We start from the raw sequence: 12797 nt of genomic DNA, 5'->3' as shown, positions 1-12797 counted from the left end.
ATTTACGTCATGACATCGCTCGCGCATTTCGAAGCGCTCGCCGGTTCATTGAAGCTCCCAGGCGAAGCCGTCATCGACGGCAAGCATGTGCCCAGCGCATCCGGAAAGACCTTCGCGAATGTTGGCCCCCGGAACGGACGCATTCTCAATCACATCGCGCAATGCGACGAAACCGAGATCGATGCTGCCGTAAAAAGTGCGCGCCGCGCGTTCGAGGACGGGCGATGGCGAAAGCTTCACTATCGCGACAAGAAGCGCATTCTTTTCAAGCTCGCGGAATTGATGGAGCGCGAAGCGGAAAATCTTGCCGTTCTTGAAAGCCTCGATGTCGGAAAGCCGATCACGAACGCGCTGCAAGGCGACATTCCAAATGCAATCCGATCATTGCGCTATTACGCCGAAGCACTCGACAAGGTTTACGGTGAGGTTGGCCCCGAAGCGCCTGATCGGTTCTCGTTCGCCGTCCACGAACCGCTTGGCGTCGTCGGTGCCATCGTCCCGTGGAATTTTCCATTGCATATGGCGATGTGGAAAGTCGCGCCCGCACTCGCGATGGGAAACTCAGTCATCCTGAAGCCTGCAGAGCAATCGCCGCTGACCGCACTGAAACTCGGCGAACTAGCGCTTGAAGCAGGCGTCCCCGCTGGCGTTTTAAACATTGTGCCAGGTCTCGGCGCGGAGGCCGGCAAGGCGCTGGCCTTGCATAACGACGTCGACATGATCGCCTTCACAGGCTCCGGTGCGGTCGGTAAACTACTGATGCAATATTCCGGACAAAGCAATCTGAAGCGCGTTAGCCTCGAACTCGGCGGCAAATCTCCGCATATCATATTTGCGGATTGTCCCGATCTCGACCGCGCCGCAGCCGAAGCCGCGTGGGGCATCTTTTACAATGCCGGGCAGGTTTGCACCGCGGGCTCGCGCCTTCTCGTGTCAGAAGCAATCGCGGATGATTTTCTCGACCGGCTGCTCGGCGTCGCGCGCAAGATCGTTTCTGGCGATCCGCTTGAGCCCGCGACGACATCCGGCGCGATGGTAAGCGAAGAGCAGATGAAAACAGCCTTGCGCTACATCGAAACGGCTAAGAACGAGGGAGCCCGACTTGCGCTCGGTGGCAAACGCACACGCGTGGACAGCGGCGGTTTCTACATCGAGCCAACTGTCTTCGACGACGTAAACCCCGAAGCCACGCTGGCGCGGCAGGAAGTCTTCGGTCCGGTTCTTGCGGTGACAAAATTCAAGTCGCCGGACGACGCCATCCGCATTGCAAACGACACCACTTATGGACTCGCTGCCGGTCTCTGGACCAAGGACATTTCACTCGCACACCGTGCTGCCCGCGAAATCCGCGCCGGCCTCGTCTGGATTAACGGCTGGGACAGCTGCGACATCACGATGCCGTTCGGAGGCTTTAAACAGTCCGGTTTCGGTCGCGATCGCTCGCTGCACGCCTTACATAAGTATGCGGACCTGAAATCCGTTTCGATTACGCTCTGAGCCCCCGGAGTTGCGCCCATGAACGCCAAAACGACCTCAACATTTCCGACGGCCGCCCTGATCGGCGGCGATTGGGTGACTTCATCCAAGACATTTCCCGTCTACGATCCAGCGACCGGCGACAAGCTTGCCGACGTCCCCGATATGGGCGCCGAGGACGCATGTCGCGCTATCGACGCAGCATCCAAAGCATTTCCCGAGTGGGCGGCAAAACCTTCGAAGGAACGCGCGCAAATTCTTCGCCGGTGGCATGAGCTCCTTCTGTCCGAGAACGAAGCTCTGGCGCAATTGATGACAGCCGAGCAAGGCAAGCCGCTGACGGAAGCGCGCAACGAGGTCGCGTATGGCGCTTCTTTCGTCGAGTGGTTCGCCGAGGAAGGCAAACGCGCCTACGGCCATACCATTCCGACGACGGCGTCGGCGCGGCGCTTTATCACGATCAAGCAGCCTATCGGCGTCTGCGCAGCGATCACACCGTGGAATTTTCCGCTTGCGATGATCACCCGCAAAGTTAGCAGCGCACTGGCCGCTGGATGCACGATCATCGTCAAGCCGTCGGAGGAAACGCCGCTATGTGCGCTTGCCGTCGCCAAGCTCGCAGTAGACGCCGGTGTGCCTCCGGGCGTGTTTAACGTCATTACCACCCTCGACGCCGCCGGAGTCGGAAAGGCACTGACTGCGGATGCCCGCGTGCGCAAGCTCACATTTACCGGATCGACGGAAGTCGGCAGAATTCTTTATCGCCAGTCGGCCGATACGATCAAAAAACTGACGCTTGAACTCGGAGGCAATGCGCCACTGATTGTCTTCGACGACGCGGATCTGGATCGCGCCATCTCAGGCACAATGGCGTCGAAGTTCCGCAATGCAGGACAAACGTGCGTCTGCGCCAACCGCATTCTCGTGCAGGCCGGGATTTACGACCGCTTTGTCACCGCTTTGAAAAAGGAGGTTGCAAAGCTGACGGTCGCGCCGGGACGCGATCCGAAATCGACGGTTGGACCACTGATCAACGCCGATGCCGTCGCAAAGGTAAAATCGCGGCTTGCCGATGCGACCGCACGCGGCGCGAAAATCGAGGTCGGAGGCACGCCGGACTCTCATGGCGCGCTCTTCTTCACACCAACGATTTTGACCGGCGTCAAACCGGAGATGCAGATCGCGAGCGAAGAAATCTTCGGCCCTGTCGCTTCGATTATTCGTTTCGAGACCGAAGCCGACGCCATCCGTATCGCAAACGACACGCCATATGGGCTGGCCGCTTATTTGTTCAGTCGGGACATCGGGCGCGCCTGGCGTGTCGCCGAGGCGCTTGAATCTGGAATGGTCGGTATTAACGAGGGCCTGTTCTCGAATGAGGTCGCACCGTTCGGAGGCGTCAAGCAGTCCGGCCTCGGCCGCGAAGGCGCTCAGGAAGGCCTTGAGGAATATCTTGAGACAAAATTCCTCTGCCTTGGCGGCATCACCGATTAGCGGTCAAGTTGCGCAACGCGGAATGCTTTAACGTCCGCGTCGCGCCCCCATGAAAGCCCTTTACCACTGGCACGTTTCTAAAGGACCGCCGCAATGAACGTACAAAGCAAGCCCAACGATCTTGCGGCTTTCTGGATGCCGTTTTCGGCAAATCGCCAATTCAAGAAGGCACCTCGCCTGTTCGTCGGCGCGGAAGGCACCCACTACATCACCAACGATGGCCGCCGCGTTCTCGACGGCACGTCGGGGCTGTGGTGCGTCAACGCTGGCCACTGCCGTCCCAAAATCGTCGAAGCCATCAAGCGACAAGCCGAGACGCTCGATTTCGCTGGGACGTTCCAGATGGGACATACCCGCGCTTTCGAGGCCGCGAACCGGCTGATCTCGATAGCGCCAAAAGGTTTCGAGCACGTCTTTTTCACGAACTCTGGTTCCGAGTCGGTCGAAACCGCACTGAAAATGGCAATCGCTTACCATCGTGCCAAAGGCAACGGCACGAAAGTTCGATTGATCGGCCGCGAGCGCGGCTATCACGGCGTCAATTTCGGTGGCATGTCCGTCGGCGGAATCGGCGGCAACCGGAAGATGTTCGGTTCACTTCTCGCAGGTGTCGATCATCTCCGGCATACACACGATCTGTCGCGCAACGCCTTCGTGCGCGGAGAGCCGGAGCATGGCGCAGAACTTGCCGACGATCTCGAACGTCTCGTTGCTCTGCACGATGCTTCGACCATTGCCGCCGTGATCGTCGAGCCCGTCGCCTGCTCAACGGGCGTTCTCATTCCTCCAAAGGGCTACTTAACGCGCCTCGAAGCGATCTGTAAAAAGCACGATATTCTTCTGATTGCCGACGAAGTCATCACGGCATTTGGCCGGCTCGGTACGCCATTCGGTTCAGACTACTTCGGCATATCGCCCGACATCATTACGACCGCAAAAGCGATCAGCAACGGCACGATTCCGATGGGCGCCGTATTTGTCAAATCGCATATCCATGACGCGTTCATGAACGGTCCGGAATGGATGATCGACTTCTTCCACGGATACACCTACTCGGGCCATCCGATGGCGTGCGCGGCGGCTCTCGGCACACTCGACACGTTCGAAGACGAAGGATTGCTGACACGCGCGAGCGAGCTTGCGCCCTATTGGGAAGAGCGCGTGCACGCGCTCAAGGGCTTGCCGCACGTCATCGATCTTCGCAACATCGGCTTAATTGGCGCGGTCGAGTTTGAACCCGATCCGGCACAACCCGCCAAACGCGCCTACGAACTTTTCGTTAAATGCTTTGAGAACGGACTTCTTGTTCGTCAAACCGGCGACATCATCGCGCTATCGCCGCCGCTTATCATTTCAAAGGATGAGATCGATCAGCTGTTCGACACATTTGCGAAGGTTTTAAAAAGCGCAACGTAACGCGGCCACTCTGCGATCTCACTGCGCTTGAAAATCAAATACGCCAAATCGAGAACGCTGCCGAAGGCCGCTCCCGATCATCCAAACCGGCGGCGGCCGTAACGAGAGCGTTACTTTGCTTTTTTTACGTGCCGCTCGATCCGAGTTTTGCACTCGGGAGCGAGACCACTCAGATGTTGTGACAGGCAATCGCGAATCTTGTGCTTGCCGTGCTCCACATCGGCGCAAAACTTTTGGATGTCGGCCGAGCACACGCCGTGCCTGGTGCCGACCACATGAGCGGGCGCGCCATTGGCTCTATCGTCCGCAGCGTACGCGTTAAGCGCGCCGGCAGCCATGAACGCAGCCGCCACGAGATAAAATTTCATCGTCCCCCCCCTTACGTACAAAGTCCCGGCCGCCGACTCGTAAATACTCCTTTACCTCGCGAGGCCTTCTCTTTGCCGATGTTTCCGCTCTGCTTCCCAATGAAAATGCGCCGCCACTTACGCAGCGGCGCAATCCAGTGCGCCTTCTTTTTTCAAGAGTACGGCGTCAACGCAAGTATGGGCAAACTCGCTCGTTGCCACGACGATCGATATACGTGCCCGTACGGTAGCTGAAGTCCGGGAAATCCCGCGCGCAGCGATCCATGTCTCGCGGAGCCGCACGATGCTCGGAAATCGCCGAAGCGATCAATGCGCCGCCGATGATGCCTCCGAACAGAGCGCCCGGTCCCCAACCCCAGCCGCCATGTCGGCGCCAGTAGACTTTGTTAACTGTCGCATCCGGCTTTGCGTGAGCGATAGCGCCAGAGACGAATGGCGCAGCCGAAGCTTGCCCGGTCACGGCAACGTTTGCAACGATGCTCGCCGCAGCAACAGCTGCGGCAATCGATTTGCGAAATTTGGTCATGTGTAGAAACCCTCATCCAAATGGGATGCCTGTGCATAAAACGCGATTCGCATCGCATTCCGTCGCCGCCCCGAAAATTCCTTATTCGGTTTTGAGCCTATCGCGACCGATTTGCGACTGACGCCGAGTTGGCTGTCAAATACGTCGAAATTACGCTGGCGGAGGGAATTTACACGAGTTCAGCAACCGTCGTCGCTGTTCCGACAACGCCAGCCTGAGTTGCTGCCACAAACCAATTGCACTCGAAACATCGAAAAGAAAACCGGCCGCTCCTTGGGGGGAAAGGAGCGGCCGGCGCGTCGTCCGCCGTTGAGGGATACGGCGGCACGGGGGTTTCTGATTTCTACTCCGCAGCGACCTGAAAAGATCGGGCACCATCGAGAGTGTCGAAGCCGAGCGACCGAGCGACAGCCTGATGCGCGATGCGCCCATCTTTGACGTTCAATCCGGCAGCCAAGTGCGGGTTGTGATCCAAGGCTGCGAGCCCCTTGTCCGCAAGTTGGATCACGAAAGGCAGCGTTGCGTTGTTCAACGCCTGGGCCGACGTCACGGGCACGGCTCCGGGCATGTTCGCCACGCAATAGTGCACAACACCATCGATCTCGAACGTCGGATGCGCATGCGTCGTCGGTTTCGATGTTTCGAAGCAGCCGCCCTGATCGATCGCGACATCGACGAGAACCGCCCCTTTCTTCATGTGTTTGAGCATCGCCCGCGTTACGAGCTTCGGCGCACTTGCACCTGGAACCAGCGCCGCTCCGATAACGACGCCTGACGCAAGCACCTCGTGTTCGATAATATCCATTGTCGACGCAAGCGTCGTCACCCGGCCTTGGAACAATTCGTCGAGATGACGGAGGCGCGGAAGCGACTTGTCGATGATCGTCACGTCTGCGCCGAGCCCGACCGCCATTCGCGCCGCATGCGCCCCGACGACCCCGCCGCCGAGCACAACAACTTTTGCTGGTTTTACGCCAGGCACACCGCCGAGCAGAACGCCCCGTCCGCCGGCCGGACGCCGTAGAGCCATTGCCGCTGCTTCGATCGAAAGGCGACCTGCGACTTCGCTCATCGGTGCGAGCAATGGCAGGCCGCCGTTCGTGTCCGTTACTGTCTCATAGGCGATGGCGGCGACACCCGATTGCATCAAGCCGATGGCCTGCGCTGGATCGGGAGCCAAATGCAGATAGGTGAAAAGGATTTGATTGGGTCGGAACCGCTCGCATTCGATGGGCTGCGGCTCCTTTACTTTCACGATCATATCGGCGTAGCGAAAGACGTCCTCGGCGCTGGCGGCGATCCGCGCACCGGCCTCCTGGTACGCCGCGTTGTCGGCGAAGATGCCATTGCCCGCGCCGGATTGGATGACAACCTCATGCCCGCGTGACGTCAGCTCGCGCACCGAGCTTGGTACCAGCCCTACACGAAACTCATCGCTCTTGATCTCTGTCGGAATGCCAATCCGCATGGCACGCTCCACGCGAAGAATCGATTTCTACGGCGTAGAATGACGCACTTTGTGTGCAGATACAGCGCAATTTACCTTGTAGGCGGCCCTTCCTGCGCAGATAATCTGCGGAATAATGACAATTCGCGCTGGAAAATGACGACACCTCCACTCGACGCGCTTGATAAAGCCATCCTGGCTGCTCTCGTTTCGGACGGGCGACAATCCCAAGTCGAACTGGCTGACCGCGTGCCATTGTCACCCACGGCGATCGCTCGGCGTATCCGGGCTCTCGAAGAAAACGGCGTCATCGACGGCTACCATGCGCAAATCAGCCGGAAGGCGCTCGATCTGACGATGATGGCCATCGTGCAGATCAGTCTGAAAAGCCAAAATGAGGAATTGCTCGCAGCGTTCGAAAAGGCCGCCGACGCGGCGCCTTCGATCGTCTCTTGCTACATGATGTCGGGAGAGGACGATTACATCATCACCGTCCTCGCGCACGACCTCGCCGACTTCGAGCGTATTCACAAGGAACAGCTTTCGCGGCTGCCCGGAGTCTCGCGGTTGCGATCGAGTTTCGTGCTGCGCGAAGTCGTAAGCCGGCCGCTACCGCTGACATGCCTCTCGCAATAGCCGATTTGCGCGGCGATCCGCCGTTCGGCCTCAGGGCGCCAACGCAGCCGCCGCCGTCGGCGGAGGCGCGTCGTCGTTATCGCGTTGATAAGCCGTGCGCACGGCGGCACTGTCACGGCCGTAGATATCCGGGCGGAATTCGACGAGACCGCTCGACGGCTCGGCCCACGCAGTGATGTAAGCGAAATAAACCGGTATCGGATGCGTGAGTTTCAATTCCATCGGCTGTCCGCCCGCCAGCGTCGCGCGTACGCGGCCCGGTTGCTCCCAGCCCGGCTCGTAATGCGCGATCCAATCTCCGAGATCGAAGACATTCTGCACGCGGACGCAACCGGCGCTAAACGGACGGCTCTGCTGGTCAAAGAGATTCTTCATCGGCGTGTCGTGCATATAGACGCCATACTGGTTCGACATATCGATACGAAGCAACCCGAGTGCATTCTTTTCGCCGGGATCCTGCTTGAATTTATAGCTCGCGACTTGAGGTGAATTCCAATCGATCGTCTTCGGATCGAGCTCGGGTCCATTGTAGCCGTTATAAACGCGTATCCCTTCTTGTTCGAGATAACCCGGCTCATGCTTCAGGCGCGGAATGAGGTCGAGCGTCGCCACACTCTCGGGCACCCGCCAATAAGGGAAAAAGTTGAGTGCCTTGATCATGGCGCGCACTTCGGGTGTCTGACGCTCGGGGCGGCCGACGATCACGCGATGGCGCAATTGCACTTCGTACTTGTTGACAGCTTCGAGCTGAAACGCGGGGATATTGACGAGCACGTACCGGTCTTCGACACCGTGCATCAGATTCTGCAGCCGCTGTAGGTTGAGCTTCAATTGAGCCAACCGTTCTTGTGCGCTTACGTTCAAAACAGGATAAACCGACTGCTCGACACGCCCCGTGACGCGAATACCGTTCCGCCGCTGGAAGTTCTTCATACCCTCTTCCAACGCATCGTCGAACGTTTCGGAACTGAAATAGGATCCGCCACCACCGCGAAGGTCGCCCGTGATCCGCAGGCGCTTTCTAAGAATCGGGACGCGCGGATCATCGTCGCCGACACGCATCATGCGCCCCGGAGGTACTGTCGGCCATCCGCCATTATCGACGATCTTTTGGTACCGATCGATGGCCGCAAAGAGCGCGTTGAGCATGACGTCGCTGCGCCAGGGCGTTGAATCGGGACGGAGGTCGTCGAGGGGCGCAGGCTTGACGACGCGAGGCGATGCGGAGTCGCCGTAAGATCCTTGAAGCTGATCCCAGATGCTAAGTTGAGCATGCCCCACGGACGCAAACTGCGGGCAGACTTGAAAGGAAAGAGCCGTCGCCAATACGGCGACCCCCTTCAGGAAAGAACCCGAAAGTCGCGCTGTCGAACGTGAAAGCTTCATTCCGCCGGCCCCGCCTCTATTGGCTCGTGTCGATGTCTTTGGTGAACGTTTCGGAGGCCCAATTCCAGTGCCTCGCGCTGATCGGCGAATACACCGCGTGCCATTTCAGCCACTTGTAGGTGGCACGAGCCATATGGCCAAAGCGTGACATCTTACCAAGCTCTGCACATCGCCGCGCCTTCAAGAAAGCAAACCTGTGTTGCAATCCCGCCGCCCGTCATGCCCCTCACGACGAAAAGTGATCGTAGCCGAATTCCCGAGGCCCGATTTTTGTTCCGTCGGCATCAAGAACGTGAATATCCGCTCCGTCCACCATGCCGATGTTGTGGATATCGATCCCGGCTTCTCGCGCACCTTCGGCAAAGGCGGAACTCCGATCCGGGGAAACGGCAGCCAGAAGCTCATAGTCCCCACCGCCCCCAAGAATTGCGTCGCACACCCGTTGATCGGCGGCCAAGACTTTGCGAGCGGCGCGGGAGAGCGGTATCGCCGGAAACCGCAGCACCAGTCCCGCGTTTCCCGCAAGCCGCGTCAGATCTTTCAACAGTCCGTCCGAGATATCGAGCGCCGCTGTCGCGTAAGTTCTGAGTACAGGGGCGAGCGCATACCGCGGTCGCGGCCGTAGATAGCGGTCGATCAGAAACCTTCTGTCGTCAGCCGACAGCGCATCAGAAAAAAGCGCAGGATTGCGCCGGAGCGCAAGACCCAGCGCGGCATCTCCGATTGTGCCCGTGACAAAGACATGATCGCCAGATCGAGCCCCGTGCCGCTTCACAAATGTGCCGGACGGTAATGTGCCAATCATCGTAACGCCGATCGATAACGGTCCGGTCATACGATCGGTGTCGCCGCCGATGAGGCGGCACCCGAACTCGGTCTGTGCTTCGGCGAGCCCATGCGCAAACTCCGCCATCCAGGATCGGAGCGGCGCTTCGGGAAATGCGAGCGTCATAAGATAAGCGGTCGGCCGCGCGCCCTTGGCCGCGATGTCGGAGACGTTCACGGCAAGCGCCTTCCAGGCAATGTCGCGCGGATGGTCGTCGGGAAAGAAATGGACGCCTGCGATAATCGGATCGGTGCTGAAAACCAAATCCGTTCCTGGATCCGAGGAAACAAGTGCGGCGTCGTCTGCAAGACCGAAAGCCCCTGGCATGCCATCCGCCAACGGGGCAAGATAGGTCTGCACCAGGTCGGTTTCACTCGTGACGCGGCTCAGATCTTCGCGTTTTGCGCCTTCCTGGATCGGCTTCGTCGGCATCTTTGTTTGTCCTGCCGTACGCCGAATGCTGTCACGATGACGATGGCGTAGCGGGCTTCCGTTCGAATTCGCTTGTCCGTAGGCGGCGCGCAAGCTTATCGAGCACGCCGTTGACGACGCGGGGCTCATCATCATCGAAGAAGACCCGCGCGACGTTGACGTATTCGCTGATCGCAACACGCGCCGGGACGTCGAAGCGATCGAGAAGCTCGGCAACCCCGCCCCTTAGGATCGCACGAAGGATTGAGTCCACGCGAACCAATCTCCAGCCGATCGCGAGTTGTTCGTCGATGATGGGATCGATCTCGCGCTGGCGGCGCACAACGGCGCGAAGAATGTCGGCAAAGAACACGCGGTCGGCTCCCGCGAGCCTTTCATCGCGATTGTCACCCGACAGGCGCTCGTTCAGAAACTCCGCGATGACGTCGTTGAGGTCGGTTCCCGCAAGGTCCATCTGATAGAGTGCTTGAACCGCCGCAATGCGCGCCGCGGTGCGCGCCGTGATGTCGTTCGGCTTTGGCTTTTCCTCGGCCGTCATGCCGACGCTCCCCAGAAGGCGCGTTTCGTTTCGATAAGCCGCGCACAGGCGCGGACCGCATCGCCGCCCTTGCCTTTGACACCGCCCTGCGCGCGAGACACGGCTTGTGCATGCGTATCGACAGTCAAAATAGCGTTGCCGACCGGCACTTCGTTGTGGATCGCGATCTCCATCAGCCAGTGGTTAGCGTTGTCGCAGACGACGTCATAGTGAGCCGTTTCGCCCCTGATGACGCATCCGAGGGCGACCGCTCCGTCGAAGGTCGTGCGGCCTGCCGCCCGTGCAGCCGCCGCGGCGGCGAGGGCCTGTGGGATTTCGAGCGCACCCGGTACGACGATGCGCTCGTAAGTCATGCCGCGCTGCCCGCATTCCGCGATCGCGCCTTCGACCAGAAGATCGGAAATATCCTCGTAATATCGCGCTTCGATCATCAGGATGTGCGCACGAAGATGATGCGCGCTCTTCTCTTGCTGAGGCGCGCTCTGCGGTTTCTGAACCATGTTGGTGCTACTCGATCTTTCGTGTGCCTGTGACGCGTAATCCGAACGCCTCCAGACCGACATACACGTGCTGTGGCGAGGTCGTCAGAAGCTCCATGTCCTTCACGCCGAGATCGGAAAGGATTTGCGAGCCAATGCCGATTTCGACCTGACGGCGCTCTTTGCTGAGCTCTCTCTTTGCATTAGGCAGCTCCCGATGCGCAACCCATTCCGATACGGATTTTGGCCGCAGGTCGCGAATGAGAACGAGGACGCCGCGACCCTCCGCATCGATGGCGCGCATCGCCTGATCGATCGCCGATCCGGAATCGCCGTGCCCGCCGACACCGAGGACATCGTGGAGAACATTGATTGCGTGTACGCGCACGAGGACGGGCCCGCCCTTCGCAATGTTACCTTTTACAAGGGCCAGGTGCTCGGCCGGCTCTGAGGTCGTCTCGTAGACATAGAGGTCGAAGCTGCCGGCAGATGCCGTCTCGACCTCGGTCCGGGCGACGCGTTTGACGATACGATCGTTCTTCAGCCGGTATGCAATCAAGTCTTCGATCGCGCCGATCTTCAGACCGTGAACCTTGGCGAAGCGCGCAAGGTCCGCCATGCGCGCCATCGTGCCGTCGTCGTTCATAACCTCGCAAATGACGGCCGCGGGGTTGAGACCGGCGAGCTTCGCAAGGTCGATCGATGCTTCGGTGTGACCCGCGCGAACAAGCACACCGCCCTCACGGGCGATAAGCGGAAAGACGTGACCAGGCGAAACGATGTCGTTCGCACCCTTTGTCGGATCGATGGCGGTCGCGATCGTTCGCGCCCGGTCGAAGGCCGAAATCCCGGTGGAGATGCCTTCACGCGCCTCGATCGATTGAGTGAATGCGGTACGATTGCGCGAACCGTTCGTACGGACCATGAAATCGAGGTTCAACTCATGGGCGCGTGCTTGCGTCAACGACAGGCAGATGAGCCCTCTGCCAAATTTGGCCATGAAGTTGACGGCGTCCGGCGTTGCCATCTGCGCAGGGATGATCAGGTCGCCTTCGTTCTCGCGATCCTCCGCGTCGACGAGAATGACCATCCGGCCATTCTGCATCTCTTCGACAATCTCCTCGATCGGCGAAAGGACGGTGCCGCTCGGCACGGCTTCCAGGTGGGTCGAGCCCGACATCAGATACGAAACTCCATAAGGCGAGCGACGTAGCGGGCAAAAACGTCCACTTCGAGGTTCACCTGATCGCCGGCGTTTTTCGCGCCCCAGGTCGTGACCGTCAAGCTGTGCGGAATGAGGTTGACGCCGAAGCGCGTTTCCGAAACCTCATTTACGGTCAGCGACGTGCCGTCGAGCGCCACCGATCCCTTGGGCGCAATATATCGTGAAAGATGCTCCGGCGCCTCGAAAAGAAAGCGCTTGCTGGCGCCATCGGGGGTAATGCTGACGATTGTGGCGATGCCATCGACATGCCCTGAGACGATATGGCCGCCAAGCTCGTCCCCGACCTTGAGCGATCGCTCCAGATTGACACGGCTGCCCGGCTTCCAGTGTGCAAGCGTCGTCTTTCCGGCCGTCTCATTGGAGACATCGACGGAAAATTCCGCACCCTGGGCGAGCGGCTTGATTGAGGTGGCCGTCAGGCATACCCCATTGCAGCAGATCGACAGGCCCGCGTCTTCGGGGCGAAGCGCATAAGCCGTCCGAAGCCTAAACGTCCCGTCGGATTTACCGATGACCTCGCCGACGTCGGTGATCAATCCGGTGAACAT

13 protein-coding genes are annotated in these 12797 nt (G+C 59.4%); 4 read left to right on the top strand and 9 right to left on the bottom strand.

What is annotated here, in order from left to right:
- Window positions 1–9 precede the first annotated feature (9 nt).
- The 3 genes from VHB22_RS09675 (at window position 10) to VHB22_RS09665 (ending at window position 4386) form a co-directional block, all read left to right on the top strand.
- Window positions 10–1497 carry an aldehyde dehydrogenase gene (locus tag VHB22_RS09675; RefSeq protein ID WP_325456769.1) on the top strand — a complete coding sequence of 496 codons (1488 nt, stop codon included), beginning with the start codon at window positions 10–12 and terminating at the stop codon, window positions 1495–1497.
- 18 nt (window positions 1498–1515) lie between these two features.
- Window positions 1516–2970: an NAD-dependent succinate-semialdehyde dehydrogenase gene (locus tag VHB22_RS09670; protein ID WP_325456768.1), complete on the top strand. Its 1455-nt coding sequence runs from the start codon at window positions 1516–1518 to the stop codon at window positions 2968–2970.
- 93 nt (window positions 2971–3063) lie between these two features.
- Window positions 3064–4386, top strand: coding sequence for an aspartate aminotransferase family protein (locus tag VHB22_RS09665; RefSeq protein ID WP_325456767.1), 1323 nt, complete (start codon window positions 3064–3066; stop codon window positions 4384–4386).
- Window positions 4387–4496: 110 nt separating this feature from the next.
- Here the strand turns inward: VHB22_RS09665 and VHB22_RS09660 are convergent, their stop codons facing one another.
- The 3 genes from VHB22_RS09660 to ald all read right to left on the bottom strand — a co-directional run bounded on the left by VHB22_RS09660 (window position 4497) and on the right by ald (window position 6748).
- Window positions 4497–4754: a cysteine rich repeat-containing protein gene (locus tag VHB22_RS09660; RefSeq protein WP_325456766.1), complete on the bottom strand. Its 258-nt coding sequence runs from the start codon at window positions 4752–4754 to the stop codon at window positions 4497–4499.
- A gap of 166 nt (window positions 4755–4920) precedes the next feature.
- Window positions 4921–5280: a hypothetical protein gene (locus VHB22_RS09655; protein WP_325456765.1), complete on the bottom strand. Its 360-nt coding sequence runs from the start codon at window positions 5278–5280 to the stop codon at window positions 4921–4923.
- 343 nt (window positions 5281–5623) lie between these two features.
- Entirely contained in the window at window positions 5624–6748 is a 1125-nt protein-coding gene (ald, locus tag VHB22_RS09650) for an alanine dehydrogenase (protein WP_325456764.1), read from the bottom strand.
- Between the two features lie 135 nt (window positions 6749–6883).
- Between ald and VHB22_RS09645 the strand changes: the two genes are divergently transcribed.
- On the top strand, window positions 6884–7363 hold the full coding sequence (locus VHB22_RS09645; RefSeq protein WP_325456763.1) for an Lrp/AsnC family transcriptional regulator: 480 nt from the start codon (window positions 6884–6886) through the stop codon (window positions 7361–7363).
- 30 nt (window positions 7364–7393) lie between these two features.
- On the opposite strand, the gene VHB22_RS09640 is transcribed toward VHB22_RS09645, so the two are convergent.
- From VHB22_RS09640 to VHB22_RS09615, 6 genes are all read right to left on the bottom strand, one after another.
- Window positions 7394–8749 (bottom strand): L,D-transpeptidase family protein, encoded by a 1356-nt coding sequence (locus tag VHB22_RS09640; protein WP_325456762.1) that lies wholly within the window; start codon window positions 8747–8749, stop codon window positions 7394–7396.
- A gap of 226 nt (window positions 8750–8975) precedes the next feature.
- On the bottom strand, window positions 8976–10007 hold the full coding sequence (gene thiL / locus VHB22_RS09635) for a thiamine-phosphate kinase (RefSeq protein ID WP_325456761.1): 1032 nt from the start codon (window positions 10005–10007) through the stop codon (window positions 8976–8978).
- Between the two features lie 31 nt (window positions 10008–10038).
- On the bottom strand, window positions 10039–10545 hold the full coding sequence (gene nusB, locus VHB22_RS09630; RefSeq protein ID WP_325456760.1) for a transcription antitermination factor NusB: 507 nt from the start codon (window positions 10543–10545) through the stop codon (window positions 10039–10041).
- Entirely contained in the window at window positions 10542–11045 is a 504-nt protein-coding gene (gene ribH / locus VHB22_RS09625) for a 6,7-dimethyl-8-ribityllumazine synthase (RefSeq protein WP_325456759.1), read from the bottom strand. The genes nusB and ribH overlap by 4 nt, the downstream gene beginning before the upstream one ends.
- A 7-nt stretch (window positions 11046–11052) precedes the next feature.
- Complete coding sequence (gene ribB, locus VHB22_RS09620) at window positions 11053–12204, bottom strand: 3,4-dihydroxy-2-butanone-4-phosphate synthase (RefSeq protein ID WP_325456758.1); 1152 nt, start codon at window positions 12202–12204, stop codon at window positions 11053–11055.
- On the bottom strand, window positions 12204–12797 hold the full coding sequence (locus VHB22_RS09615) for a riboflavin synthase (protein WP_325456757.1): 594 nt from the start codon (window positions 12795–12797) through the stop codon (window positions 12204–12206). Before VHB22_RS09615 ends, ribB begins: the two co-directional genes overlap by 1 nt.

Source organism: Hyphomicrobium sp., assembly GCF_035548195.1.
Classification (GTDB): Bacteria; Pseudomonadota; Alphaproteobacteria; order Rhizobiales; family Hyphomicrobiaceae; genus Hyphomicrobium_B.
Note: the sequence above shows the minus strand (reverse complement) of the source record. Positions and strands in the feature narration are given on the sequence as shown.